Below are 26,341 nucleotides of genomic sequence, written 5' to 3'. Positions count from 1 at the left end.
CGCCTTGACGTATGCGGCTAATGTGCCCGCCGTGGACGTCGCCCGTACCTTTCTGGCCGAAGTCGATGCCCGGCAGCCGGCCGCCCTCGCCGGGCTGTTTCTACACGGTTCGCTCTGCTGGGGCGAGTTCTTCACCGGCAGCGACGTCGACTTCGTCGGCGTCTGGAGCCAACCGCCAGACCACGCCGCCCTCGCCGAGGCCCACCACGCAACCAAAGCGCGGCACCCCGACATCACGTTCGACGGATTCCACTGCTCGCCGGGCGATCTGGCCGTCTCGGCGCTGACCGTCGGCCGGCGGCCAGCGTTCTTCCGGGACGAGTTCGACCCGAGCGGCAAGGTCGACATCAACCCCGTCACCTGGCACGAGCTCGCCGAACGCGCCGTCGTGATCCGCGGCGAGCTGCCACCCGTCCACACCGACCGGGCCGAACTACGTGACTTCACTCGCAACAACCTCGACACCTACTGGCGCGCCTTCGTCTCGGAGATCGAGCAGGCCGGGCCAGATGCCCTCGGAGAGCACGAGCCTTCCGTCGCCTGGGTGGTCCTCGGCGTTGCCCGCCTGCATCACCTGCTTGCCAAGGACAAACTGACCTCCAAGAGTGGCGCCGGCCGCTACGTCGCCGAGGAACTGGACACCCGCTGGCGCCAGCTCGCCCTCGACGCCCTGCGCATCCGCGAGAGGCCCCAGGACCCGACCGCTTACCACGACGCGACCGAGCGCGGCCAGCAAACGTACGACTTCCTGAGCTGGGCAATCAATGACGGGATGCAGCGATAGCGGCCGGATCGCGACAAATGAGATCGTCTGATCTTGGGGTGGCTGCGATCCTGTGCAGCGGGGAATGCTACGAGGGGCAGACTGAAACGAATGAAGGAGTTGGGTTCGGTCGGGCCTGTCCGGTTGCCGATTGAGCGTCTGATGGATCTGGCTGGTCGTGAGGTCGAGGAAGACGATCCGGATGCGCCGGTGCCGTTCCTGGTCGCGTTGCATCAGCGGCCGGTTCGGGAGGTGTTCCAACGCGCGGCCGAGTTGGTGAAGGTCGGCGACGTGACGCGGCGGGTGCTGGGTCTGCGGATTCTGCGGGAGCTTGGTGAACGTGGGCCTGATGGGCGTCGGCCGTCTACCGCCGAGACGATTCCGTTGCTGAGAGACCAACTGCGGCAGGAGACCGAGCCGGCTGTGCTTCTCTGGATCGTGTCGGCCCTCGGGTATCACTTCGCTGCTGAGGCGCTGTTCGAGGTCGTGGCGCTCGCCGGGCATCCGGACGAACGGCTGCGGTTTCACGTCGCGGCGAATCTGACGAACCTGGTGGATCTCAGGACCGTGGAACCCGCTGCGGCCGACGCGTTGATTCGGCTCTGCCATGACGAGGACGCTGATACCCGTTTCTACGCCCTGTATGCGGTGACCCGCGAGATCGCCGGCATGAACGTCGATCGGGTGAGCGCCCTGACCGCTGAGCTGATGAGCGACCCCGACGACCAGATCCGGACGATGGCCGCCGCGCATCACCGAGCGATCGGCGTCGTTCGGCAATTCATGACCGATTGGAACCCCGGCCGCGTCGTGGCCCCGGGCGCCGCGCCCGGTGGGTACGACTACATCATCGGCCCGATCTTGGTGGGTCTTGCCTGTGAGGGCGAGGTTCCCGAGATTCGTGAGGTCCTCGAACAGGAGATTCGCCGGGCCTACGGCACCTGTCCGCCAGCCGTAGACGTCACTGAAACGGCGCAGCGACTGTCACGTGGTGGAGCGACGAAGCAGCGATGTAAGCATGGCAATGCCGGAACGCTCGTAGATCACCACGCCGAGCTGCTAAACACCTGCTCAGCGGCATGTGAGTGACTCGAACACGGTGCCATTACCTACACTCAAGTAGCCGATTCTCACTGCGTACAGACGCTGACAGCTTCGCACATCTGTTCATTATCGGGTGACGGAACCGTCCGTACGAATAAGCAAATCACAGCATCATCTCGCGCTCGGGTAACACTGTGAGAGCCGCCCCCAATCCATGGGCGCTTCTCGAAGAAGCAGCCAAACCAGGTCTGGGGGTGTTGACTGAAAGCAGCGAAGGTGGTGAGGACGTGAAGTCACTGGAATGGCACCGGGCGGTCAAGCGATATGTTTTGCCACGGCTGAACGGCCGATGGCAGGCCCACGGGGCGTTGCTGTACCCGGTTCCCTTCGAGTGGCTGTGGCCGGGACTGGTCATGTCTACCCGGCCGGGCTCACGGCACTTCAGTGTTGTCGCTCTGACACAACTCCTGGTGCGGCCGTTCCGCGCTTTTAGCGGGATCTCCTCTATTGATCTTCAACGTGCCGCAGGCTGGGAGGCTTGGGTGCTGCCGGAATCCCTGGAGGATGCAGGGCCCGTCATGGAACAGTTCCACGAGCGGATCGTCGATGTGGCGATGCCGTTTTTCGAACAGCATGATTCGTTGACGAGTTGCGTCGCTCTCGTGGAGCGGAAAGTACAGGATAATCCGGAGAGCGTACGAGATCTTGAAGCATTATTTTATCTGCGGGTTCTGACCGATGATCTTGATCAGGCGCTGCCGATAGTCGACACCATTCAGGCGTTGGCCACCGTGCACGCCGGAGAGAGTCCGTGGATCGGAAAGCTGGTTCAGGATGTGGTCCGCGTGGCCAACGCCGCTCGGAATGACAGAAATGAGGCATTGGATATCCTGCGGGAATACGCGGAAGGTACACGAGCTGAACTCAAGATTCGCGCCTCGACCTGACCGATCCGAAACCGCCAACAACCATCTCACATCGGCAGTTCAGCAAGTCGGCGACTGTGCAGAAGCGAGAACATCGAACTGATTTCCTGCGGGGGATCGGTTCGGCGGCTATTGTAGCCTTAATGATCTCCTCGCCAGGTATCGGTCACTCGGGGCGCCTCCCGGAGCCACCGAGACGCGCTCCTCTTGCCCTCGGGACCGCCGCGATGGTTGTATTCCTGCTACTAGGGTGCGTGCGAGGGACATACTTCTTAACTCGATTCGAAGCAAATTGCAGTAGTGAACCCGATTCGAGCAAGCCCTGCCTAAAGTCCGACGATCCTGCGTTCAGCGCCCACCCCATCATCATCGCAATTATCAGCTGTGTTTTTTGGATGATCCTTCTGTGTATTCCTGCACGGTTTTGTCAACCTGCGCAGGATCACGGCAGCTGGGGTTTTACTGGGCCCCGTAATATCGGTCTTGATCGCATGCGAGACTGCGAGCGGCTACGGTCTTGTCCCCTGACCTCCGTAAGGGCGGTATCAATTCAGGCGTTTGGCGAACGCCCTATCATCGGCAGAAGAACGAGCTGGCAGATGGCGGCGCCTTACCCCCTCACGCTTACTCATCGTCACGGCGTTTCGTGATGGCGAGGATCGGGAGCAGGGCTGCTGTGCCAGGCGCTCCGATCTGTCGCGGGGTGGCGCCGGCCGGGGTGGGGACGTCGACGAGCCGTTCGAGCAACTTGTCGAGGGCGGCCTGGCCGTCGTCGACTGCGGCGCGTTCGTCGTCGGTGAGTGGGATGCTGGCCAGCATGCGTTGGAGGTTGTCTTTGGCCTCGAGCAGCTGGCCCTTGGATGACGCTTTCGGCGTGTAGAAGTCGCAGCGGGCGCAGGCCATGCGGTGCTGGCATTGCTCGAAGAACGTGTAGGTGCAGTAGCCGTGTCCCATGTCGTAGTACTGCCAGGGCTCGCCGGCAGCTGCGGCGCCGCTGGTGACGGCGTCGCGGTCGACGAGGACCTCGATGGTGCGGACGTTGCGGGCGAAGTAGCCGGCGTCGTTGTAGGCCCTGGCCAGTGTGTTTGGGGTGATCTTCGCGTAGTGCTGGGTGGATCGGGGCTGCGGTGGCCGAGCCAGGCTTGCAGCTCGAACAGGGTCATGGGTTCCTTGGCGTTGTAGAGCTGGCTGGCGATGGTTGACCGGGCGCGGTGGCTGGTGATGTTGCCGCGGACATCGGCGGTGGGGACGCCGGCCTTGCGGCAGAGTGCCCGGATGATCGTGCCGTTGAGGTAGGTGTTGGCGACTCGGCGGGCTCTCGTGGCGAAGAGCAGGTCGACGTGCTCGCTGGTCTTGCGATCCAACATGCGGGGTTGCTGCGGCCGGAGGTTCTGCCATGTCTCGATTGCCTTGCCCAGGATCGGGTCGATGGGTTTGGTGAACGAGGTGCCGGTCTTGTGGGTGGGGACGTCGAGCAGGCAGACCGCGTCGCGGGCCAGCACCTCGTCGGAGTCTCCGGGGATCGGGAAGCCGTCGTGCTGCCAGCGGACGCAGCCGACGCGGAGGCGGACGATCTCGTTGCTGCGCAGGCCGCTGAACAACCAGGTCAGCGATAGGGCCCGGAGCAGTTCGAGCGGGTAGCGCAGGCTGTTGAGGCTGGTAGGCAGGTCTTCGGGTTCGATGTTGAGTCCGGCCCACAGCAGTTTGGCCCAGATGTCGTCGGCGATGACGCGGGGATCGGGTCCGAGCATCGCGTGGATAGTTCTGGGCGTGGACAGGGCGCGTAGGGGGTCGAACCGGCGGGGGATCCACTCCCATTCCTGCAGGTCACGGAAGAACACCCGGGTCGCGGTGAGGTAGCCCGCCTTGGTGTGTGGTGTGACCGGCTGGCCCGCCCGTTTCTCGTGGGCGGCGAGCTGCTGGACGTAGTCGCCGACCCGGAGGTTGTCGACCGCGGCGACCCACGCCGCGCAGATCTGCCGGGTCCATTGCGTCGGCTCTGTGATCTGCGGGTGTTCGGTGGAGAGCCAGCGTCCGACCTTCGACAGCACGGAGCGGTGGTTGTTGCGGACCTTGGGCGACAACGTGGAGGTGGTGTGCCAGCGTTCGAGCCATTCGGTCCACGAACTGGAGGCGCCCTCGATGGCGGGCATCCGCTGGCGGTTCGGAGGCGGCGGCGAGGAGCAGTGGCCGAGGGCGGCCGCTGCTCGCTGGATCCCGTACAGGGCGCCGAGATACCGCTCGGGCATGTCAGGGTGCTGCCGGATCCGGTGGAACGCTTCGGTGGTCAGATCGTGCAGCATCGGGCTGCGGTTGAGCAGGAGCGCCTGACACAGGACCGGAGAGATCCGGGAGTCGACGTCGTCCTCAATCTGATAGCCCCAGCCGCGAAGCACGTGCGCCACCTGCTGTTGCGTCTCGTCGACGCGATCTTTGCCGAACACGCGCCAGGCCAGCGGCAGGCGCTGGAAACGGCCCAGCCGGTCGAACTCGGTGAAGCCGCTGAGCAGGTAGGCGTAGGAGGCAAGATATGGGCGCGCGGTCTTCCCGGCCCATCCTGGCGCGTTCGCGGCGAACTGGCTGGCACTGCTGCCGATCAGAGCAAGCCAATCCTCGGTCGACCAGGTCCAGACCGTCCGGCCGTGTTCGACAGAGCGCAGGAGAATCAGGGCGATGGCGTCGTCGGCACCACGGCGGTACCAGCCGTCATCGGGACACCACAGCGATGAGCGCACGTCGTCGAGCGGGCGGAGCAACCGCCCCACGGCCTGCCAGTGAAAGGCCTGGGCGTCGTAGCCACCAGGGCGTCGGCGCAGGTCCGTCCCTAAGCAGACAAGTGCCTCTCGTTCCGCGTCGGTGAGCTCGGGACGCCGGTCGTAGCGGTCCGGGCGGACTGGCCACGGCCAGGACCGGGCCGCGTCCGTCGCGACGGCGGACGCCTGGAACAGTGCGGTCATCGCGAGGCCGCCCCGTCGGCGGGCTCGCCCAGGCGGGCCAGCATCGTCACGCGCCAGCCATGGATCTGCTCCATACCGCGGTTGAGCTTGGCAGCGAGGTCCCGGCCGGACAGGTGGATGTAGGTGAGCGTCGACTCGGTGTTGCGGTGGCCGGCGAAGGTGGCGATCGCGTGCAACTCCCAGCCCATCCGGGCCAGATCGGTCAAGCACAGGTGTCGCGTGGTGTGGGTGGAGAACCGGGGAATCTCGGCGGCGAGCGCGATGCGCCGGATCACCTTCGACCACGTCCACAAGCTCAATGGGTGGGCGTGATTGCGCCGCGATTCGGACAGAAACAGCGGGCCGCGGGCCCGGCTGATCGTTGCTCGGTGCGCCAGATACCCCGAGAGCAGGACCCCGGTCGGCGCCGAGTACGGCACGACCCGCTCCAACCGGTTCTTCGTCGTCTCCGCCCGCACGCGCAGCGTGCGGTGCGCGGGGTCCAGGTCGTCGGTGCGCAGTGAGCACAGCTCCTCTCGCCGTAGCGCCGCGTCGTAGGCCAGGGCGAGCATGACGCGATTGCGGATCGACTCGGCCGCGGCGACGTCCAGAATCGCGAGCCACTGTTGCTCGGTCGGGATCCACGGCAGCTTCGTCACTCTGGGGACCAGTCCGCGCTCGTGCCCGCCCCGGCGCCGGCACGGCGTGTAGCGGCCGCGGCCGACCGGGTTGGACTCTCGCAGCCCTTCCTCCATCAAGTAGTCGTAGAACAGCCGGACCGGTACCAGCCGCTGCTGGATGGTGGCGTTGGCCAGGCCCGAGCCGGAGTCGATTGAGATGACGTTGGCGCCGCGGTGGCTGGGACGCGACGTCAGCTCTCGCACGTACACGGCTATGTGTGCGCGGTTCGCGGTGAGCGGGTCCACGTCCGTGCGGTCGCACATCGCCAGGTACTCAGCGAGGCCGCGCGCATAGGCGTCGATTGTCCTCGGTGCCCGGCCGAGATCGGTCCAGACCTGCAGCCACTCGGCGGCCCGCTCGTGGCGCTCGAGCACCGGCCACTTGTGCTGCAACACCGTTTCAGCGCTCAACAGCTCACCTCAGTTCCGTGGTCGTACGGCAAGCAAGAATCTTCCTGCCAGCTGATTCCACGTAACTAGTAGGTGGATCGTGGAGCGGTCACTGTCCTGGCTGATGCGTGCCCGCCGAAATTCCCGCGACTACGAACGGCTGCCCGAGCATGCCGAGGCCCACATCACCTGGGCCAACATCACCCTCATGACCCGCCGGATCAGTAGAGCGAAGAGAGTCAAGGCAGACCCGTCGGTGCTGAAGGCGGCCTAGCTGTGCTGTCCAGGGAGGTTGGTCGAGGTTGTGTGACGACCTGATCTGAGGTCTGGACGGGTGAAGGCCTCCGGTTGTGGAGTGGAGCTGTCTAGGAACCGCTCCGGCAACCAGGAGGCCTTCGTGCCTCACCGTAATGCTGCTTTGACCCCTCGCGCACGTCTGCGCCTGGCACGTCTGGTCGTGGACGACGGCTGGTCGATCGCCGCGGCAGCAAGGCGTTTCGAGGTGTCGTGGCGTACCGCGAAACGCTGGGCCGACCGCTACGCCGAAGCCGGTGCCGACGGTATGCAGGACCGCTCGTCACGGCCGCATCGCAGCCCGGCCAGGACCCCACGACCAACGGTTCGCAAGATCGTGCACCTGCGGTGGAAACAGCGTCTCGGCCCGGTACAGATCGGCGGACGCCTCGGGTTACCGGCCTCGACCGTGCACGCCGTCCTGCTGCGTTGTCGGCTCAACCGGCTCAGCCATATCGACCGGGTCACCGGCGAACCCGTGCGCCGTTACGAACACCCGCATCCCGGGGCGATGCTGCACGTGGATGTCACCAAGTACGGCAACATCCCCGACGGCGGCGGATGGCGCTACGTCGGCCGGCTGCAAGGCGAACGCAACCGGCAGACGACCGCCCGGCGCACCGGCGTCCGCAACAAGGTCTACGAGCCGCAGATGGGCACCGCGTTCGTGCATACCGTCGTTGATGACCACTCCCGAGTCGCCTACGCCGAGATCCGCGACGACGAGAAAGCCGTCACCGCCATCGACGTGCTACGCCACGCCGTCGCCTGGTTCGCTGACCGAGGCGTCACCGTCGAACGGGTGCTGTCGGACAACGGCTCGGCCTACAAATCGTTCGCCTGGCGTGACGCCTGCGTCGACCTCGGCATCACCGCGAAGAAGACCCGCCCGTACCGGCCGCAGACCAACGGCAAGGTAGAGCGGTTTCACCGCACCTTGACCGAGGGATGGGCCATCGCCCGGCACTACAACTCGGAACAGGCCCGCAGGAAGGCCCTACCGGCCTTCCTGCATCACTACAATCACCATCGACCCCACACCGCCACCGGCGGCCTGCCACCCATCACCAGGTTGACCAACGTCCCTGGACAGCACACCTAGCTCAGCCTCGTCAAGGTTCTCGCGGACCGTCTTGCAGAGGTGGTTTCGTGTCCGCGGCTTCGCGTCGTTCGAGGTCGCGTTCTCTGATGTTGGCAAGGTCTTCGCGGATGTCTTCCCACCGTTGATGCTCACCTACCCGGTGTGCTCGTTCTTCCATGAGCCGTCTGCGTTCCTGATCGAGTAGATCCCGATCGTCGGCGCGGCGATCCCGCTCGTCGGCGCGGCGATCCCGCTCGTCGGCGCGGCGATCCCGCTCGTCGGCGCGGCGATCCCGCTCGTCGGCGCGGCGATCCCGATCGTCGGCGCGGCGATCCCGATCGTCAGCGTTGTCCGTCGGGACCTGCCTGGTATCAGGGTCACGCAGTGACGCACGGGTGGCGTCGGTCGTGCTGGGCCAGCGTGTCGGTTGGTCGCCGGTGCCAACATCTATCTCGTCGCCGATGGTGACCCGGTCGCCGAGGAGATGATCCGTAGTGCCGGTGATGTGTAGCAGCCACATGACATGCGCGGGCGGGTTGCGTACGGCCAGGGCGAGGCCGCGTTCGCTGGCGGTCTGGTGTGCGTGCAGCAGGGCACGCAGGCCGGCAAGATCGCAGAAGCTGAGCTGCGCCACGTCCAGGACCAGGTGCGGGATACCGCTGGCGGCGTTGTCCAGCAGTTGCACCAGTGACGGGGCCGTGAGTTGGTCGAGTTCACCGCTGAGCGTCACTGTGCAGCAATCCGTGGTGGACTCGACGGCCAAGTGCAGCCGGGGAATGTCGTGGCCACCGGGTTCGCTCATGGTGCTGGTCTCCCTTCGATCGCGAGCGTCGCCCACACGGTCTTGCCCCCGGGGCACGGCAGGGAACCGCACTCCGCGGCCGCCTCGGCGACGACCCGCAGCCCGCAGCCTCGCGCAAGTACGGCCTGCCAGGCCGGCCCCGGCGCGGCCTCGATTAGCCGGGGAAGCCGCGGGTCCCCGTCACGGACCGCCAGATGCAGCAACGGACCGCGGACCGACACCCGCACCTCGAAATCGGTCCCCGCATGCTCGACCGCGTTGCCGGCCAACTCCGACACGATCAGACGCGCCGGGTGAATCAGATGGGTCAAGTGATAGGTCACACACGCCTCACCGGCGAGTGTCCGCGCCGCGACCACCGAACCAGGCTCCGGTGGCAGGCGCAGCTTGATGTGGGGATGGTTCCATCCCCGGAACGGGCCCAGCAGACCCCGCGCGGCCGTAATGCTGTCGGCCACGGTCACCTCGTACGCCACCGTATCCGCCGCGAGTCGGGCCCGCACCCGCAGCGGTGCCGCACACACGATCACCCTGGTCGGTATCCGGTTCTCCGCCGCGAACCGGGCCGCTGTCTGCCACGTCGACGCCGACTCACCGCCCGGATCACCCAGATCGCTGACATCCACCAGCACCGCCCGCGGGGTCTCCGCCACACTTGCTCGTAGTACCCGCGCCACCTCCGTGCGCATGTCAGCGTCCCACTGCCCGCGCACGGCAATGCTGGTCAACGCCTGCTCAGGATCATTGGTGCAGCTCAGCCGTGAGGTCTGAGCCACCAGAAGCAAGTTCCGCACGGCTACAGCCTCTTCTCTAATTCCGCTCGGCGGCTCGTCGAGGCCCACGCCCTTCACGTTAGCCGCCGTCACCGGCCGGGCCTTCAAACGCCAGGCGAACTCACTCCGGCCGCGACTCACCTATCCCGCTAATCATTCCAAAAACCGTTAATCAGACGAACCCGACAGTCCGCCGAGGTCGGAATCCGGCCCCATACGTTCGGAAAGGCGTCACCGTGACGGCAGGCGAAACGCCCGCGACGCAAGCCCTCTTGGAAGACATGCGCTCAACTGCGAAAACAGGTTGAAAGACAGGATCTCAGGCACGCATCAGGGTGTCGTGGATGACCGCGACGCTGCACGTGCTGTGCCGCAGCAGGTGCTGGCTGACCGAGCCGAGCACCAGCCCGCGAACCGCGCCACGGCCACGGCTGCCGACCACCACCAGCCGTGCACCGGCGCTCTCCCGGGTCAGCGCGGCTGCCGGATGCTCCACCAGCGCCTCCGCCTCGATCTTCAGGTTCGGATGGATGTCGCGCAGATCCGTCACCAACGCGTCGAACGGTCCCCGCTCACGTTCCATCAGTTCGAGGGCCGTGACCTTGCCGTCCTGCCAGATACTGGTCGCCGGCGCCCAGGCCCGGATCACCCGTAGCGGCACCCGGTGAGCTGACGCCTGGGCCGCGGCGAGATCCAGGATCGGCGAGGCGAGCAGGGAGTCGTCCACTCCCGCCACCACCGCGGCGTACGACGCGGGCGAGCCGCGGACCACCACGACCGGGCAGTGGGCGTGCGCGCTGACCGCCGAGCTGACCGAGCCGAGCAGTTCGGCCACCGCGCTGTGCCCGCGACCGCCGACCACGACCAGCGCGGCCCGGCGGGACCGGTCGATCAACGCTTGCGCCGGAACGGCATGGACCGTCTTGGCGCTCAGGTCCACCATCGGATGGGTTCGTTTCGCGGCGGTGATGGCGCGCTCCATCATGCCGCCGATCACCTCGACGACGGAGCTGTCCGGCGGGGGCGAGCCGGAGGACGGATCGCCGACCGGCGTCCATGCCGGCCAGTCGTCGGCGTGGATCAGCTCCACCGGCGCGCGGGTGCGGTCCGCCTCGTCCAGCGCCCAGGCGAGGGCGTCGCCGGCGGCCGGGGACCCGTCGTACCCGACGATGATCTTTCGCAGCATCGGGGCCACCTCCTCGCCCGGATCGCGGCGGATTCCCGCCGCCGGGTGCCCGTCTTGACGACGGTGGGTCTGGTGGCTCACCGGCCACCTCTCGGTGAAACCGGCGGCGGGAAAGCGCCTGAGTTCAGCGTCGCTCCGCGTCGCGCCGCCGGACAGTGTCATAGGTCCTGATCGCTGCCATTCGGCCCTGTCCGGCTGCCCCGCCGCGGCGCAGGCTGAGGTGGACGGATTCCTTCAAGGGCGAAGGAGAAGACCATGAAGGCACTTGTGTACGAGGGAGCCGGCGCCCGTTCCTGGACGGACGTCCCGGACCCGATCATTCGTGACCCGCGCGATGCCGTGATCCGCGTCGACGCGGTCACCATCTGCGGTACCGACCTGCACATCCTCGGCGGTGACGTGCCCGAGGTGCGGCCCGGCCGGATTCTCGGGCACGAGGCGGTCGGCACCGTGGTGGAGACCGGCGCCGGAGTGACCCGGCTCAGCGCCGGCGACCGGGTGCTGGCCTCCTGCATCTCGGCGTGCGGGGCCTGCCGGTTCTGCCGTGAGGGCCGCTACGGGCAGTGCCGTGGCGGCGGGGGCTGGCTGCTCGGCCACACCATCGACGGGGTGCAGGCCGAGTACGCCCGGATCCCGTTCGCCGAGTTGTCCACCCATCGGCTGCCTCGTGAGCTGCCCGACGACGCCGCGGTGCTGCTGGCCGACATCCTGCCCACCGCGTACGAGGTGGGCGTGCTCAACGGCGGGGTCCGGCCGGGCGACACGGTGGTCGTGGTCGGCGCCGGACCGATCGGCCTGGCCGCGATCCGTACCGCGCAGCTGTTCTCCCCGGCGCACCTGGTGGCGATCGACAAGGCGGAGAGCCGGCTGCAGTCGGCCAAGAACCTGGGCGCCGACATGACGCTGACGCCGGAGCAGGTGCCGCTGGGCGCGATCCGCAGCCTGACCGGCGGGCTCGGTGCCGACGTCGTGATGGAGGCGGTGGGCGTACCGGAGACGTTCGAGCTGTGCCAGCGCCTGGTCCGCCCCGGCGGCCGGATCGCCAACATCGGGGTGCACGGCAAACCGGCCACCCTGCACCTGGAAGAGCTGTGGATCAGCGACGTCACGATCACCACCGGACTGGTCGACACCTCCTCGACGCCGCGGTTGCTGGACATGCTGGCCGGTGGGCAGATCGACGTCACCTCGATGGTCACGCACCGATTCGGCCTGGAGGAGTTCGAACGGGCCTATGACGTGTTCGCGAATGCGGCGACCAGCGGCGCGCTGAAAGTGCTGCTGAGGTGAGGACCAACGACCCTGACGGTGTTAGCAGCGAGCGGCTAACGTGCTAATTGAGAGTCGAGAAGGGAGGTTGCGATGACCACCACGACCACCCGGCCCAAGGCCGAGACGGCCAAAGCGGTGGAGCTGGTCAAGCCGGCCGCCGCGGACAAGCGCCGCGAGCGCACCCGCCAGCTCGGCCGCGAGATCGGCACCCTCGCGGTGAACGTCTACGAGCGCGGGATCGCCGACATCGTCGCGTTCGAGAAGGACGCAGCGAAGATCACGCCGTACCCGTGGGCGAAGAACGCGCTCACCGTGAGCGCCGGGCTCATCGAGGACGTCGGTGCGGCCTACGTCCGCACAGCCCGCCAGATCCTGCGGTAATCAGCTGTCCACGCCGGCCCGGGGCTCACCCCCCGGGCCGCTTCCCGTTGCCGGCCCGCCGCTCCCGGGCCCGGCGGGCCAGCGTCACCTCCACCATGGCGGTGTAGACCTCGCCGAGCGCCTGGCGTTGCCGCGCGGTCAGGTTCGGATCACCGGCGATGGCGCCGAGTACCGCCGCCGGTCCGGGCTCGGCCGGCTCGGCCTCGGCCATCAGCGCGTCTGCCGTGGTCCGCAGGGACGTGGCGATCGCGTGCAGCACTCGCTCGGACGGTGCACGCAGGCCACGCTCGATCTGCGACAGGTACGGGTTGGAGATGCCCACCATGGACGCCAGCTGGCGCATCGACAATTCGGCCAGCTCCCGCTGTCGCCGGATGATTTCCCCGAGCGGCACCCGGGCTTCCTGTTCCGCCATAGTTCCCGCAGCCTAATACCGCAACGGCGCCCTCTGCTCCAGGCTACGGCGGCAGTCAGCCACGCCGGACCGACACCGGCGAACAGGACCTCGGCGCGCTCGGGGCTCAGGTCGTCATGCCACACCCGTTCCAGCGTCGGCGGCCCGGTCGACGCTCGGCTCCACCACAGCGGTGCGGCGGAAGTCGAACGGGCAACTCGCCGCGCCGTGGCCGATGGTGGCCGGCCGAGCGAAGGTGAACCCATGCCGCTCTGGAGCGATCGCACTGATCCAGTTCGCGTCGAACGCACATAACACCGGGGTCAACTGCGGCGTCCCGTGAGCACGGAAGTACTCGTGGTACCCGCACCGGTGCACCTTGGCGACGAACTGGTGCTCGTCGTCGACCGGATGACTGAACTCGAACTCAGCGCCGAAGTCGTCAGTCTCACGCTGCCGGGCCACGGCGACCATCGCGGCGAACGGATCGGCAGCAGCATCCAGCATCGCCCGGGTCCCCGAAGCCACCTGCTCGCCGAGCGGTTCCACGAAAGCCGCGGTCAACAACCCGGTCAACTCAGCGCCAGCGGGAATCCCCGGTGTGCCGTCCGCCCCGGCGGCGGACAACACCTCATACGCCGCCAGCACCGCGGCGGTGTAGCGACGGTTGTAACGAGCCGGCGCATCCGACGCAGGCACCGGACTGTCACCGCTCAGCCGGCCGGATCGCACTTGGATCCCGCCTAGCAGATCGACGCAGACGCCCGCGGCGACACCCCGCGCAGCCAGGTCGTCAGCCAACCGGTCGAAGAAGGCTGCGACGACGGCGCGGCTGTCGGCGTCCGGATCACGAACCCAACCCGGCGCGTCACCGGCGCCGTCGGCAACCGAACGGCCGGATCCGTCATCGGCGGAGCCAGCAGGAGAAGAGGTGAGAGAAGACATCCGTGGTGGACCTTCCGGTCAGGGCATGCCCGTGACCGACCATCACCGCCGCACCCGATGGGCACAGGGCGAACAGCCTGCCGCAGACACGCGAACAGACCAGCGCGCTCCACCAACCACCGGCGCTGAACAAATGACCCGTTCACGATATCGCAGCCAGGACACCGGCCCAGAAGACCGAGATTCAATCCTTCACCGACAGCTCGGCCAGGTCCCGCTGTCGCCGGACGACTACCCCGAGCGCCCCGTTCCGCGATAGGTCTCGCGGCCTAGGCGGCCAGAGCCGCCGGGATGGTCTGCTGAGCGGTCCCGAGTACGGCGGCGCGTCGCCGCCCGTCCATCAGGTTGGCACCGATCGCGTCCAGGTCCGCCGGTCCCGGAGTCAGTACCGTGACCTGGGCACCGGTGCGCTCGACCTTGGCCACGTCACGGCGCAGCTCGGCGGCGAGCAACTGCCGGACCATGCGCTCGGCGCGCACCGCCGGATGCCACGGCCGGTCGGTCTCCGAGCTGGCCATCGGGGCGAGCACATACACCTCGTCGTACGGCTCGGACCGCAGCAGGTCGACCGAGGCGATCGAGCGGACCCCGCCGTCGACGTAGCGGCGGCCGCCGATCACCGCGGGACGGTGCCAGCCGGGGATCGAGCAGGAGGCGACGACGGCGTCCGGCAACCGGGCCGGCGGGCTGCCGGCGCGCCCGAAGACGATGCGCCGGCCCGCCTCGTAGTCGACACCGACGATCCAGGTGTGCTGCCGGGGCCATCGGTCCGGCGTGTCGCCGACGAGCGCCTGCACATATCGGCGGACTGTGTGATGCTCGGAGCGGCCCTCCGGCAGCAGCGCGGAGGCCAGCACGCGCGGGTGCACGCTGTGCGGCGCCAGCGCCGCGGTCGCCAGCATCCGAGCGGATCCCAGCCGCCACCGGGGCGCGGACGGCCAGATGCCGGAGTCGCGCTCGAACTCGTCGGTGCTCGGTAACGCCGCACCGGTCTCGCCCAGCTGATGGGCCACCAGCTGGTCGGGTGTGAAACCGTGCCGGATCGCTGCCGCGACGACGCTGCCGGCGCTGGTGCCGATGATGGTGGTCGCCTCGGCGAGGGGACGGCCGACCCGATCCTGGATCGCGGCGAGGCCGCCGATCATCCAGGCCGCGCCGAGCGTGCCGCCAGCCCCCAGGACCAGAGCCACCCGTTTCTTCTTCGCCATGAGAACCACCTGGCTTCACGCTGCCGCTTCCCCCTGAATACCCCATGGTTGCACGCGTGAATCCCGGAGAGAGGACGTCTGGCCCTGTCTTAAACAGGACGCACGGAGACATCGTGGGGTGACGGTGACTCAGTGTGATCGACAGGGGTGTGTCATGGAATATTTGAGCCCTTTGGACGCGTCCTTCCTGGACGCCGAGGACCAGGACCCGCATGCCTCGCTCGCGATCTCGTCGGTCGCCGTGCTGGACGGGCCGGCGCCGAGCCAGGACGAGTTCACCGCGGCGATCCGGGGCCGGCTGCCGCTGGTGCCGCGCTACCGGCAGAAGGTGCGCCGGGTGCCGTTCAACCTGGGCCGTCCGCTCTGGGTCGACGACCCGGACTTCGACTTGGGCTTCCACCTTCGACGCACCGCCCTGCCCGCCCCCGGCGGCGACGCCGAACTGGCCAACCTGATCGGGCGGGTGATGAGCCAGCGGCTGGACCGGGACCGCCCGCTCTGGGAGGACTGGGTCATCGAAGGGCTGGCCGGGGACCGCTGGGCGCTGCTGTCCAAGGTGCACCACTGCATGATCGACGGCGTCTCCGGCAACGAGCTGTACCGGCTGATCTGCGATACCGGCCCGGAACCGCTGCCCCCGGTCGCCGACGAATGGGTGCCCACACGGGCCGGCGGCGACCTGAACCTTTCGCTGGACGCGCTGGCCACCCTGGCCCGGTTCCCGTACGAACAGGTCCTGCTGTGGTGGAACATGCTGCGCGCCCCGGCCGCCACGAGCCACGCTGCCGGTGGGCTCGCCGTGCTGGCCGAGGGCTTCGTGCCGGCCACACCCTCCCCGCTGCTCGGTCCGATCGGGCAGGCCCGCCGGTATGCCCTCACGCGCGTCCCGCTGGCCAAGCTCACCGAGACCGCCCACAAGCACGGCGTCACGGTCAACGACGTCTATCTGGCGGCGGTCGCTGGCGCGCTGCGCCGGTTGCTGCTGGCGCGCGGTGAGGACCTTGATCCGTACACGGTCCGCACCCTGGTGCCGGTCAGCATGCGTCGCGCCGACCAGCAGAACCAGCTGGACAACCGGCTCGCCTCGCTGCTGGTCCAGCTGCCCGTCGAGCTGGACCGTCCGCTCGATCGGCTCACCGCGGTGCACGAGCGCATCGCCGAGCTGCGCAAGGCCCATGAGGTGGAAGCGGTCAGCGGGATCGTGGACCTGGCCGACCACGAGCCGTTCGCCGCGGTGTCTCTGATCATCCGTACCGCGTTGCGCCTGCCGCAGCGCGCGCTCTCCGCGGTGACCACCAATGTGCCCGGCCCGCGGAAGCCGCTCTACATCCTGGGCCGCCCGATCCGCGAGATCCTGCCGTACGTCCCGATCGGCGAACGGATGCGGGTCGGGGTGGCCGCCTTCACCTACACCGACCAGGCCGCCTTCGGGATCACCACCGACTACGCCTCGGTGCCGGAGGCCGACGACCTCGCCCACTGGCTGACCGTGGAGCTGGCCGCGCTGCACCGGGCGCGGGCCAAGCGGCCGCGGAGCCGGCCGGGGACGGCGGCCGCCCGCGAGCCGGCCTGACCATCGAATGGAGCCGACGATGTTGAACCTGGCAGTCATCCTGCGCGAGTCGGCGACCGCCCGTCCGGGCGCGCCGGCGATCCTCTCCGACCAGGGCGTGATCACCTACGGCGAGCTGGACGCCCGTTCGACGCGGTGGCCGCCGCCCTGACCGCCCGCGGGGTCCGGCCGGGCGACCGGGTGGCCTTGCACCTGCCCAACGTGCCCGAGTTCCCGATCGCGTACTTCGGGATCCTCAAGGCCGGTGGCGTCGTCGTGCCGCTCAACGTGCTGCTGCGCGCCCCGGAGATCGCCTTCCAGCTCGCCGACTCCGGCGCGAAGCTGCTGCTCACCTGGTCGGCCTTTGCCGGCGACGCCGCGAAGGGCGCGGCGGAGGCCGGGGTCACCGAGTGCTACGCGGCGGGGCCGCCGGCCGACCACCCGCTGCGCCCGTTCGCCGACCTCACCACCCCGATCTCCGCGGCGTTCCCGCTTGCCGACCGGCAGCCACAGGACGTGGCCGCGATCGTCTACACCTCCGGTACCACCGGGCAGCCCAAGGGCGCGGAGCTGACCAACTTCCAGCTCTACATGAACGCTGACATTCCCGGCCGGCTGTTCGAGCTGCGCCCGGACGACGTGGTGATCGCCGTGCTGCCGCTGTTCCACGTGTTCGGTATGTCCAGCACGATGAACGTCGGGATCCGGTTCGGCGCCGCGCTGTCGCTGGTGCCGCGCTTCACCCCGGAGGCGGTGCTCGGCGCGATCGCCCGCGACCGGGCCACCATCTTCGACGGCGTGCCGACCATGTTCACCGCGCTGCTCGCCCAGCCGGACGACGGCCGCTACGACACCTCGTCGCTGCGGGTCTGCATCTCCGGCGGCGACGCCATCCCGGCGCAAGTCCTGGACGCCTTCGAACGCCGCTACCGGGTGCCGATCCTGGAGGGCTACGGGATGACCGAGACCGCCGCCACCATCTCGTTCAACGTCAGCGAGCAGGACCGGCGGGCGTACAGCGTCGGCCGTCCGGTCTGGGGCGTGGAGGCACAGGTGTGGGACGGGGACGGCCGGCGGCTGCCGCCCGGGCCCGGCAACGTGGGGGAGATCGTCACCCGCGGCTACCACACCATGCGCGGTTACCACGGGCACCCGGCGGCCACCGCCGAGGCGTTCGCGGGCGGCTGGTTCCACACCGGCGACCTCGGCTACTTCGACGACGACGGGTACCTGTTCATCGTCGACCGGAAGAAGGAGCTGATCATCCGGGGCGGCTACAACGTATACCCGCGTGAGGTGGAGGAAGTGCTGCACCGGCACCCTGGCGTGCTGACCGCCGCGGTGATCGGGGTGCCCGACGAGCGGCTGGGCGAGGAGGTCAAGGCGTTCGTGGTCCCGCGCCCGGGCACCGCGCTGTCGGCCGCCGAGGTCATCGGCTACTGCCGGGACCGGCTGGCGTCCTACAAGTACCCGCGCCTGGTCGAGCTGCGCGCCAGCCTGCCGCTCAGCGGCGCCGGCAAGGTCCTCAAGAAGGAACTGCGCTGAGTCTCACGAACCAGCTGCGCTGACCGGCCAGTCGGCCAGGGTGTCGGCGAACCGGTCGCGCAGCTCGGTGATCCGCTTGTCCAGCTCGTCCACGGTCCAGCCGGCGGTCGGAATCGGGTCGAGCACCGCGACGTCGACGGTTCCAGAGTGCACCAGCATCGAGCGGCGCCAGGCCAGTTCGCCGGTGTTGCGCAGCACGATCGGCACGATCGGGACGCCGGCCTGCATGGCCAGGTGGAACGCGCCCTTCTTGAACCGGCCCAGCCGGGGCGTCGGCATCCGGGTGCCTTCCGGCAGCACCAGGATCGAGGTGCCGCCGCGGAGCCGGGCCACCGCCTGATCCAGGGTGTGCTTGGCGTTCGCCAGGTTGGAGCGGTCGATCCAGGCCGGGTCCAGGAACGCGCCGATCACCAGCATCCGCGGGTCGAACCGGGCCTCCCGCTTGGTCACCGCGGTGAAGTCGTGCCGCAGCAGCGCGCCGAGCACCAGCACGTCCAAGGTGCTCTGGTGGTTGGCCACGAACACCGCGGGCCGGGCCTGCTCGAGGTGCTCGGCACCGGTCACGTGAAGTTTCACCCCGGCCAGGGCCAGGCCGGTGTCGGCGGCGAGTTCGAGGCCGAGGTTGGCGCCCCGCCGCCGGTCACCGGAGAGCAGACCGTAGGTCATCCCCACGCCCAGCGCCACATTGACCGCTGTCAGCGCCCCGAGTGTGCCCAGCCCGGCCCACAGGGTCGGCGACTTCGGCTCGCGCAACGTCAGCACCGGCCAGTCGTGTGCGGCGGCAGCCTCGGCGAGTCCCGGATGGGGGTTCAAGGGGTAGGGCCGGCCGAGTTCGGCAAGGAACGCGAGATCTTCGGCGCCGTTGGCGTACCCGAAGCTTTGTCGGAGATTGATCCGCGCGCCGCGGGCGAAGGCTCGCACCGCCGCGGCCTTGCGCTCGCCCCACACCAGATCGGTGGTGCTGCGGCCGGTGAGGACGCCGTCGGTCTCCTCCAGTTCGGTGCAGATGATGTGCGGGATGCCCAGGTCGCGGGCCAGCGGCTCGATCTGCAACCGGGTCGCCGAGGAGGCCACCGCGACCGTGTGGCCGCGCCGCAGGTGGGCCTGGATCAGGTCGCGGGCCTCCGGCCGGATGGTGCCGGCGATCCGCTCGTCGAACACCCGCTGCCCGATCGCGGCCACCTCGTCGGTCCGCATGCCGCGCAGCGTGGCAAAACCAGCCCGGCCGATCGCCTCCGGGTCGCCGTCGCGCGCCAAGCCGTCGAGCGCCGCGAACAGCACCCGGGCCAGCTCCGCCGGACCGGCCTGGAACCGGCGGATCCGGTCCTGGTAGAGCGAGGCCACGGTGTAACCGCGCACCAGGGTGCCGTCGAGGTCGAAGAAGGCGCCGATCCGCGGTCCGCCCGGTCCGGTGCGAACGGCCTCGATCACGTCGGCGGCGGTGACGTTCATGACCGTTCCTGATCGGCCAGGGCGGCGATCACGGTCACCCGCCGCAGTGTCTCGTGGATCTCCGCCAGGAAGGCGGCGCGCCGTTTGCCCAGATCCGGACCGGCCGACTCGACCAGATCGCGGTGCCGGGCCAGCCGCAGGGCCGGCTTGAACAGCTCCAGCGACACCGACTCTTCACTGGCCAGGCGTTTCTGCAGAGCCCACTGCCGGCCGACCCGCAGGCACTCGGCCAGGAAACGCCCCTCGTCGAACGGTTCCGACTCGTCGGTGGCGTCGAGCCGGTCGGCCACCACCTGGTAGGCGTCCAGGAACGGGCGCAACACCAGGTGCGCGACCAGGGGCCGGGCGTTCTCCAGCCAGCGCTGGGCGTCGCCCGGAGTGAATTCGTGCAGACCGGCGGCCTGGCTCGGGTCGACCAGCGCCAGCTCGGTGGTCATCTCCTCGGCGAACTCGGCGCGGGACGGGAAGAAGAAGTCGAACTTCAGCAAGTCGCGCAATCGCAGCGTCTCCCGGTGCGCGGTGCGCAGCCCGTTCTCACCGCCCTCCGCGGCGGCCGCCAGGCCGAGCTCGCCGATCGCGCGGTCGACCAGGAAGTGCACCGCGTTGTTGCGGTAGAACGCGGCGACCAGGTGCTGGCCGGGCGCGATCCGCCAGACCGCGTCGGTGCCCTCGTCGTAGCCGTCCAGCACGCCGGATCGCACCAGGTCGTCCAAGGTTCGCCGGATGGTTGCCCGGTCGGTCAGATTCGCCGCGCCGGCCACCGGCCGGCCGCGCCGGGTGAGGTACCGGGCCAGCGGCGCGACCGTGGTGAGCACCTCGTCGAGAGTCAGCGCCCGATCGGCGGCCAGCAGCGCCAGGCACACCACGGCCGTGGTGGTCACCGGCGTGGCCCGGTTGATCCGATGCGAGGTCTCCAGGGCGACCCGCTCCACGACGTGCGAACCGGCCGGGTCGTCGGCGCGCAGCTCGGCGAGCCGGTCCTGCAGGGTGATGGGTTCGCCGAACTCCAGGTACGCGCGGCCGAACCGCTCCCGCTGCGAACGGCCGAAGTTCCACAGCCAGCGCAGGTCCTCCGGATGCTTGCGCATCCCGCGCGCCTCGTCGGTCATCAGTCCGACCTCGTGCAGCTGCTCGTAGACGATCGACACCGGGACGATCAGGGCCCGCATGCCGGGTTCGGCGTCGAGCGCGTCGACCAGATAGCGCAGCACCCCGTACGTGGGTGGTCGCAGCTTGCCGGTCCGGGTCCGGCCGCCCTCGATCGACCAGCACAGGTTGCGCCGGTTGCGGAGCAGTTCGGCCAGATAGGCGCGCAGCGCCAGCCGGTAGACCGGCAGGTCGGTGGTGGACCGGCGGACGTAGACGAATCCGGAGCGACGCAACAGGTGGTTGAACGGGAACACGTCGAGGTTCGCGCCGGCCAGCACGAACGACGGCGAGATGCCGCCGCGGGACACCGCGGCCGGCACGGTGATGCCGTCCAGGTACGACCGGTGCGAGAACGGGAACAGCAGCGACTGGCCGGCGTCGAGCACCCGCAGCCGGCGCAGCTGCTCCGGATCCAGCACCAACTCGTGGGCCCGGGCCAGCCAGCGGCTCATCCGCCCCCAGTCGTCGACCGCCCGCCGGGTGTGGGTGGCGCCCATCTCCCGCAGGTAGCCGGCGGCTTCGGCACGCACCAGCGCCGGATCACGCCGGAGTGTCTCGGCCAGTTCGTCGAGCTGTGCCGTGAAGGCGGGCGCGGCCAGCAATTGCCTGACCTCGGCCGGGTCGGCGGTCACGCCGGTCCGATCCAGAATTTCGGTGATCATGGCTACCCCTCCCGGACGCTGTCCCGGACCGCCACCCGCGCGCGGGCCCGGGCCGGGTCGCGCATCCTGAGCAGCGGCACATCGATGCCGTAGGTGACGTAGTGACCGGTCGGGCGCAGTTCCAGCACCGTGCAGGAGGCCCGGCGTTCCGGGGGCACCACGGCGGCCAGCCGGGGCAGCTCGGCCAGGATCTCGCCGGAGTGCACGAGTGCCACGGCCGGGAAGCTGACGGTGGCCGGCGGAATCGGCGCCACCAGCGACAGGAGGCCGCCACGCCGGACCGGCACGGTCACCGAGACGAGCTGATGGGCGGCGATGTGCCGGGCCTTCCAGCTGTCCTTGGCGACCACCACGAACATCCGGTCACCGCTGACGGTGTAGACCACCCCGCTCGAGCGGGGCTCCCCGGCTGGCGTCACGTGGCTGAGCACGGCGAACGATCGGCGGGCCAGGGTCTTCCAGATCTGCTGTGCGCTCGGAGCGGACATCGGAGACCTCCCTCCCGTCAAGGTAGGCCGGTCCGGCGCCCCGGCGGAGGGGGCGGCCGCCGCCTCCCGGCGGGACTTTCGTCCCTGCCCGTGCCCGTCTGTCCGGACGACGCTGAAGGGAGAGGACGAAAGGGAGGACAACGATGACCTACCGCATCGCGATCAACGGTTTCGGCCGGATCGGCCGTAACTTCCTGCGCCGGCTGACCGCCAAGGACATGGTCAACAGCGGCCTGCGGGTGGTGGCTGTCAACGACCTGTACGACACGGCCACCCTGGCGCACCTGCTCGAATACGACTCCACCTTCGGCCGGCTGGAGGCCGAGGTCGGCCGGGACGAGGACCAGCTGATCGTCGGCTGGCACCGAATCCCGACCTTCGCCTCGCGCACCCCGGACACGCTGCCCTGGGGCGAGCTCGGTGTCGACCTGGTCATCGAGGCGACCGGGAAGCTGCGCGCCCGCGACGACGCCGCGCTGCACCTCAAGGCCGGCGCCGGCCGGGTGCTGATCTCGGCGCCCGGCAAGGAAGTCGACGCCACCCTGGTCCCCGGGGTCAACGCGGACACCTTCGACCCCGCCCAGCACCTCGTCGTGTCGGCCGCGTCGTGCACCACGAACTGCGTGGCGCCGCTGGTCAAGGTGCTGCACGAGGCGTTCGGGATCGAGCGGGGCTACCTGACCACGGTGCACGCGTACACCAACGACCAGAACGTGCTGGACGCCCCGCACAAGGACGCCCGGCGGGCCCGGGCCGCGGCCGTCAACATCATCCCGACCAGCACCGGCGCCGCCAAGGCGGTTGGCCTGGTCCTGCCCGAGTTGGACGGCAAGCTGGACGGCGTGGCGTTGCGGGTGCCGGTGGTCGACGGCTCGATCAGTGACCTCACGCTGACCCTGACCGAGGAGGCCACCCCGGAGCAGATCAACGAGGCGGTCGCCGCGGCGGCGGCCGGTCCGCTGCACGGCATCATCCGCTACACCGAGGCGCCGCTGGTCTCCACCGACGTGGTCGGCGACCCGGCGTCCTGCGTGTTCGACGCCAGGCTGACCCAGGCGCAGGGCACCTTCGCCAAGGTGTTCGGCTGGTACGACAACGAGTGGGGATACACCAACCGCCTGGTGGATCTGACCCGCATGATGGCGGCGGCGAAAGCCTGACCGGAGAACGCGGACGGCCGGCGCCCGATCAGGGCGCCGGCCATCCGCGTCAGCAGAGTTCATTCCGGGGTGCTGACCGGAACCGGTGTAGGGATCACCACCACCGGACAGGTCGCCTTGCGGATGACCGCCTCACTCACCGAGCCGAGCACCGAGTGGTGCAGCCGGCCGTGTCCGTGGCTGCCCAGCACCAGCAGGTCAGCGCCGCGAGCCGCCGCGGTCAGCACATCGGCCGGGCTGCCCTCGACCAGGTCGGCGGCGATCGGCAGGTGCGAGCCCTGCGCCGCTTTGACCGCCTGAACCTGACGATCGAGCACCCGGCCGGCTTGCCGCCGCTGCTCGTCGGGGGACGTCGCGGTGAGCACGTCCGCTTCGATGCCGTCCCAGTACCAGGCCATCACCGCCCGCACCGCGGTGTCCCGGCCGGCGGCCTCGCCGGCCGCCCACTCCAGAGCGCGGCGGCTGCCGTCGGAGCCGTCCACGCCGACGACGATCAGATGATTGTTCATGTCTCCCTCCTTCAGGGACCGGCCGGTCCGCGCAGCCTGCGCGGGCCGGGTTCGGGTTCGGTGCCGAGCGGGTCGGCGGGCGTCTCCCGCCGCCAGGCGGCATAACCGGCGGCGTGCGCCATCGCCCGCAACGCCCGCTCCGGCAGGTCGTAGACCGGCGCGCCACGCAGGCCGAGCCGCGCGGGGGTGTCCTCGGCGCCGAGCACCACGGCGGCGATCGGCAGCCGCGGATGCCGATCGGCCACCGGGCCCAGCGCGGCCAGGACCTTCCCGGCCGGACTGGCCCGGGTGCCGGTGACCACCAGCAGCAGCAGGTCGCACTCGCCGCTGCGTGCCGCGGCGTCGGCGGCGGCCGCGAACGACGCCGGCGACGCGCCGGCATCCAGATGGATCCCGGTGGTGTGCGCGGCATCGGTCAGGCCGCCGGCGTCGCCGACAACGGCGATGCGGTTGCCCGCGGGAAGCGGTTGGCCGGTCAGCATCCGGGCCGCGTCCATCAGGTCACCCAGACTTTCGGTACGGACCACCCCCGCGCGTGCGAACATCGCGTCCACATCCGCCGGTGCCCGAGGATCACGCACCGCCAGCACCGGTTTGCGCAGCGACAGTGCGCGTGCCATCCGGGTGAACCGGGCGGGATCGCCGAATGACGCCAGGTGCAGGGCGACGGCCGTGGTTTCCGGGTCGTCGTGCCAGTAGGCGATCAGGTCGTTGCCGCCGACATCGGCCTTGTCGCCGAGCGACACCAACTGCGAGATCCCGCAGCCGGTCCGGATCGCGTTCTCGATCAGGGCGAGCGCGGCCGCCGCGGACTCGGTGGCCACCGCCAGTTGCCCGGGCGGCGGCATGACCGGGAACAGCCCGGCATGCAGGCGATTCGCCGGACGAGTATTGAGCACCCCCAGGCTGTTCGGACCGACCAGCCGGATGCCGAGCGATCGGGCCAGTCGGAGCAGGTCGTTTCGCTGCTGCCCGCCGGCGTCCGGCCCGAGCGAGTTCAGGATGACGGCGGCACGGGCCCCGGCCGCGGCGCCGTCGCGCAGCACCCCGCTGATCTGATCCGGGGGCACCGCGACGACCAGGAGGTCCACCGGCTCGGGCAGGTCGGCCAGGCGCCGGTAGGCGAAGACGGCGCCGACCGGGGCGCCGCTGCGGTTGACCGCGTAGAGACGGCCGGTGAACCGGTGGTCTTGCAGGGCGCGGCACGCCTCATGGCCCGCGCCGCCCGGGCGCTGCCCGGCCCCCACCACCGCGACTGCGGCCGGCGCGAACACGGCGCGCAGCGAGGCCTGCTCGGCGATCCGATTACGCTGGTCGGCCGCGGCGTCGCTGCTGTCCAGGACGACGTCCACGATGCCGCGGTCGAGGTGTGACCGGCTGTCCGGCCCGAGATCCTTGGCGACCTGCAACATGGCGAGGTTGCTGGGCAACACCTCGCCGGTCAGTTCGGTGATGCCGTGCCGGCGGGCCCGCGCGGCCAGATGCTCCAGCAGCAGGGTGCCGATCCCGCGGCCGTGGTGCCGGTCGGCGACGAACACGGCGAACTCGCCGCGCGGCTCGTCGCCGTCGCGGTCGCAGGAGGCCACGCCGACCAGCTCGTCACCCTGGTAGGCGGCCATCGCCAAAAAGTGTGACGACTGCGGTCGGCACAGCCGGTCGACCTCGACGGCCAGCGTCGCCGGGGTCGGCCAGGTGAAGAACCGCAGGCGGAGATTCTGCGGCGCGGCCTGCGCGTACATCTCGGCGACGGCCCGGCGGTCGCCCGGCGTCACCGGCCGGATCGAGACGATCCCGCCGTCCGTCGTGAGCGCGTCCACCGGGCCGGTGCTCATCGGGCCGGGCCGTGCTTCTTGCCGGTGCGGACGATCAGCACCGGGCACTCGGCGTGATGCAACAGCTGCAACCCGGTGGAGCCGAGCAGCGTTCCGGCGATCACGCCGTGCCCGCGGCTGCCGACCACCACGAGCTGAGCGGTGTGCGAGACCCCGACCAGCACCGCTGCGGCACTGTCGTGCGAGACCAGCATCTCCACCCTGACCTGGGGGTATTTCGACTGCCAGGGGGCCACCTGCTCGGCCAGCCGGGTGTGCTCGGCGGCATCCTGCGCGGGAGTGTGCACCTGGGCCGGCGGAAGGCTGCCATGATAGTGCGGGAACGGCGGCATGTAGGAGCGGATCATCACCAGGTGCACTCCGCGCTGGTGTGCCGCGGCGAACGCGGTCTCCAGCACGCCGTCCGCGGCGGCCGAGTCGTCCACCCCGGCGATGACCGGGCGGGCGTCGTTCTCGTCGTTGCCGCGCACCACGACCGCCGGGCAGTGGGCGTGGGTGGCGACGCGCTGGCTGACCGACCCGAGCCGCAGTCCGGCGAAGCCGCCGTGGCCGCGGTGCCCGAGCACGATCAGCTCGGCCGACTCCGACTCGATGATCAGTTGTGCGGCCGCGTCGCCGATCAGCACGTCCTCGTCGACGTCGAGCTCCGGGGCGATGTCCCGGGCCTGCCGGGCGGCGCCGGCGGCCAGAGCGTCCGCGTGCCGGCGGGCGGTCTCATACTCGTGCCCGGCGACGTCGAAGCGGGCGCCGCCCCAGTTCCAGTCCATCACGTGTACCACTCGCAACGGGCGCTCACGGCGCTGTGCCTCGGCCGTGGCCCACCTGATCGCGGCGCGGCTGGCATCGGTGCCGTCGACCGCGACGACGACGGTCTGTGTCCGCATGGGGTCCTCGCTTTCCACGGTTTCTCCTGCCAT

25 protein-coding genes are annotated in these 26,341 nt (G+C 69.5%); 11 read left to right on the top strand and 14 right to left on the bottom strand.

The features are described from left to right. The first annotated feature begins 31 nt into the window (after positions 1–31). The 3 genes from BJY16_RS31650 (at position 32) to BJY16_RS31640 (ending at position 2,754) form a co-directional block, all read left to right on the top strand. On the top strand, positions 32–784 hold the full coding sequence (locus BJY16_RS31650) for an aminoglycoside adenylyltransferase domain-containing protein (protein WP_185043192.1): 753 nt from the start codon (positions 32–34) through the stop codon (positions 782–784). 90 nt (positions 785–874) lie between these two features. Beyond that, positions 875–1,852: a HEAT repeat domain-containing protein gene (locus tag BJY16_RS31645; RefSeq protein WP_185043191.1), complete on the top strand. Its 978-nt coding sequence runs from the start codon at positions 875–877 to the stop codon at positions 1,850–1,852. A gap of 149 nt (positions 1,853–2,001) precedes the next feature. Then, entirely contained in the window at positions 2,002–2,754 is a 753-nt protein-coding gene (locus BJY16_RS31640) for a hypothetical protein (RefSeq protein WP_185043190.1), read from the top strand. 524 nt (positions 2,755–3,278) lie between these two features. Here BJY16_RS31640 and BJY16_RS31635 read toward each other — a convergent pair. Continuing rightward, the gene (locus BJY16_RS31635) at positions 3,279–5,690 is read right to left on the bottom strand and encodes a tyrosine-type recombinase/integrase (protein ID WP_203759002.1); all 2,412 of its coding nucleotides are present in this window, start codon (positions 5,688–5,690) and stop codon (positions 3,279–3,281) included. Then, entirely contained in the window at positions 5,687–6,760 is a 1,074-nt protein-coding gene (locus tag BJY16_RS31630; protein ID WP_185043189.1) for a tyrosine-type recombinase/integrase, read from the bottom strand. The genes BJY16_RS31635 and BJY16_RS31630 overlap by 4 nt, the downstream gene beginning before the upstream one ends. Before the next feature lie 79 nt (positions 6,761–6,839). On the opposite strand from BJY16_RS31630, the gene BJY16_RS31625 reads away from it, so the two are divergent. Next, positions 6,840–7,013, top strand: a complete 174-nt coding sequence (locus BJY16_RS31625; RefSeq protein WP_185043188.1) for a transposase — start codon at positions 6,840–6,842, stop codon at positions 7,011–7,013. Positions 7,014–7,136: 123 nt separating this feature from the next. Beyond that, positions 7,137–8,135 (top strand): IS481 family transposase, encoded by a 999-nt coding sequence (locus BJY16_RS31620; protein WP_185046766.1) that lies wholly within the window; start codon positions 7,137–7,139, stop codon positions 8,133–8,135. Between the two features lie 10 nt (positions 8,136–8,145). Here the strand turns inward: BJY16_RS31620 and BJY16_RS31615 are convergent, their stop codons facing one another. The 3 genes from BJY16_RS31615 to BJY16_RS31605 all read right to left on the bottom strand — a co-directional run bounded on the left by BJY16_RS31615 (position 8,146) and on the right by BJY16_RS31605 (position 10,875). Next, positions 8,146–8,916: an STAS domain-containing protein gene (locus BJY16_RS31615; RefSeq protein WP_185043187.1), complete on the bottom strand. Its 771-nt coding sequence runs from the start codon at positions 8,914–8,916 to the stop codon at positions 8,146–8,148. Continuing rightward, positions 8,913–9,758, bottom strand: coding sequence for an ATP-binding protein (locus BJY16_RS31610; protein WP_185043186.1), 846 nt, complete (start codon positions 9,756–9,758; stop codon positions 8,913–8,915). Before BJY16_RS31610 ends, BJY16_RS31615 begins: the two co-directional genes overlap by 4 nt. 250 nt (positions 9,759–10,008) lie before the next feature. After that, positions 10,009–10,875: a universal stress protein gene (locus BJY16_RS31605; protein ID WP_185043185.1), complete on the bottom strand. Its 867-nt coding sequence runs from the start codon at positions 10,873–10,875 to the stop codon at positions 10,009–10,011. A 255-nt stretch (positions 10,876–11,130) separates the two neighbouring features. On the opposite strand from BJY16_RS31605, the gene BJY16_RS31600 reads away from it, so the two are divergent. Continuing rightward, positions 11,131–12,165: a zinc-dependent alcohol dehydrogenase family protein gene (locus BJY16_RS31600; protein ID WP_185043184.1), complete on the top strand. Its 1,035-nt coding sequence runs from the start codon at positions 11,131–11,133 to the stop codon at positions 12,163–12,165. 72 nt (positions 12,166–12,237) lie between these two features. Continuing rightward, positions 12,238–12,528 carry a hypothetical protein gene (locus BJY16_RS31595; RefSeq protein ID WP_185043183.1) on the top strand — a complete coding sequence of 97 codons (291 nt, stop codon included), beginning with the start codon at positions 12,238–12,240 and terminating at the stop codon, positions 12,526–12,528. 25 nt (positions 12,529–12,553) lie between these two features. On the opposite strand, the gene BJY16_RS31590 is transcribed toward BJY16_RS31595, so the two are convergent. From BJY16_RS31590 to BJY16_RS31580, 3 genes are all read right to left on the bottom strand, one after another. Beyond that, positions 12,554–12,943 carry a helix-turn-helix domain-containing protein gene (locus BJY16_RS31590; protein ID WP_185043182.1) on the bottom strand — a complete coding sequence of 130 codons (390 nt, stop codon included), beginning with the start codon at positions 12,941–12,943 and terminating at the stop codon, positions 12,554–12,556. A 114-nt stretch (positions 12,944–13,057) separates the two neighbouring features. After that, the gene (locus BJY16_RS31585) at positions 13,058–13,867 is read right to left on the bottom strand and encodes an L-2-amino-thiazoline-4-carboxylic acid hydrolase (RefSeq protein WP_185043181.1); all 810 of its coding nucleotides are present in this window, start codon (positions 13,865–13,867) and stop codon (positions 13,058–13,060) included. A gap of 269 nt (positions 13,868–14,136) precedes the next feature. Then, a complete protein-coding gene (locus BJY16_RS31580) occupies positions 14,137–15,075 on the bottom strand; it encodes a patatin-like phospholipase family protein (RefSeq protein ID WP_185043180.1) in 939 nt (312 codons plus the stop codon). Positions 15,076–15,229: 154 nt separating this feature from the next. On the opposite strand from BJY16_RS31580, the gene BJY16_RS31575 reads away from it, so the two are divergent. From BJY16_RS31575 to BJY16_RS31570, 3 genes are read left to right on the top strand one after another with little or no spacing between them, the layout of a single operon-like run. Then, positions 15,230–16,648 (top strand): WS/DGAT/MGAT family O-acyltransferase, encoded by a 1,419-nt coding sequence (locus BJY16_RS31575; RefSeq protein ID WP_185043179.1) that lies wholly within the window; start codon positions 15,230–15,232, stop codon positions 16,646–16,648. Between the two features lie 19 nt (positions 16,649–16,667). Beyond that, entirely contained in the window at positions 16,668–16,799 is a 132-nt protein-coding gene (locus BJY16_RS47705) for a hypothetical protein (RefSeq protein WP_260418331.1), read from the top strand. Further along, a complete protein-coding gene (locus BJY16_RS31570) occupies positions 16,784–18,172 on the top strand; it encodes a long-chain-fatty-acid--CoA ligase (protein ID WP_203759004.1) in 1,389 nt (462 codons plus the stop codon). The genes BJY16_RS47705 and BJY16_RS31570 overlap by 16 nt, the downstream gene beginning before the upstream one ends. Positions 18,173–18,175: 3 nt before the next feature. On the opposite strand, the gene BJY16_RS31565 is transcribed toward BJY16_RS31570, so the two are convergent. Genes BJY16_RS31565 through BJY16_RS31555 form a run of 3 tightly spaced genes read right to left on the bottom strand, consistent with a single transcriptional unit; the run spans position 18,176 to position 21,923 of the window. After that, a complete protein-coding gene (locus BJY16_RS31565; protein WP_185043178.1) occupies positions 18,176–19,624 on the bottom strand; it encodes a bifunctional HAD family hydrolase/lysophospholipid acyltransferase family protein in 1,449 nt (482 codons plus the stop codon). Beyond that, positions 19,621–21,435, bottom strand: a complete 1,815-nt coding sequence (locus BJY16_RS31560; protein ID WP_185043177.1) for a lysophospholipid acyltransferase — start codon at positions 21,433–21,435, stop codon at positions 19,621–19,623. The genes BJY16_RS31565 and BJY16_RS31560 overlap by 4 nt, the downstream gene beginning before the upstream one ends. Before the next feature lie 2 nt (positions 21,436–21,437). Further along, entirely contained in the window at positions 21,438–21,923 is a 486-nt protein-coding gene (locus BJY16_RS31555; RefSeq protein WP_185043176.1) for a pyridoxamine 5'-phosphate oxidase family protein, read from the bottom strand. Positions 21,924–22,066: 143 nt separating this feature from the next. Between BJY16_RS31555 and gap the strand changes: the two genes are divergently transcribed. Continuing rightward, the gene (gap, locus tag BJY16_RS31550; RefSeq protein WP_185043175.1) at positions 22,067–23,083 is read left to right on the top strand and encodes a type I glyceraldehyde-3-phosphate dehydrogenase; all 1,017 of its coding nucleotides are present in this window, start codon (positions 22,067–22,069) and stop codon (positions 23,081–23,083) included. Between the two features lie 59 nt (positions 23,084–23,142). Here gap and BJY16_RS31545 read toward each other — a convergent pair whose 3' ends face one another. The 3 genes from BJY16_RS31545 to BJY16_RS31535 are packed head-to-tail and all read right to left on the bottom strand — an operon-like array spanning position 23,143 to position 26,308. After that, on the bottom strand, positions 23,143–23,592 hold the full coding sequence (locus BJY16_RS31545) for a universal stress protein (protein WP_185043174.1): 450 nt from the start codon (positions 23,590–23,592) through the stop codon (positions 23,143–23,145). An 11-nt stretch (positions 23,593–23,603) separates the two neighbouring features. Beyond that, the gene (locus BJY16_RS31540) at positions 23,604–25,424 is read right to left on the bottom strand and encodes a GNAT family N-acetyltransferase (RefSeq protein WP_185043173.1); all 1,821 of its coding nucleotides are present in this window, start codon (positions 25,422–25,424) and stop codon (positions 23,604–23,606) included. Next, a complete protein-coding gene (locus tag BJY16_RS31535; RefSeq protein ID WP_185043172.1) occupies positions 25,421–26,308 on the bottom strand; it encodes a universal stress protein in 888 nt (295 codons plus the stop codon). The genes BJY16_RS31540 and BJY16_RS31535 overlap by 4 nt, the downstream gene beginning before the upstream one ends. Between the last annotated feature and the right edge of the window lie 33 nt (positions 26,309–26,341).

The sequence above is a fragment of the Actinoplanes octamycinicus genome (assembly GCF_014205225.1).
Lineage (GTDB): Bacteria > Actinomycetota > Actinomycetes > Mycobacteriales > Micromonosporaceae > Actinoplanes > Actinoplanes octamycinicus.
This window is presented reverse-complemented; position numbering and strand designations above follow the sequence as displayed.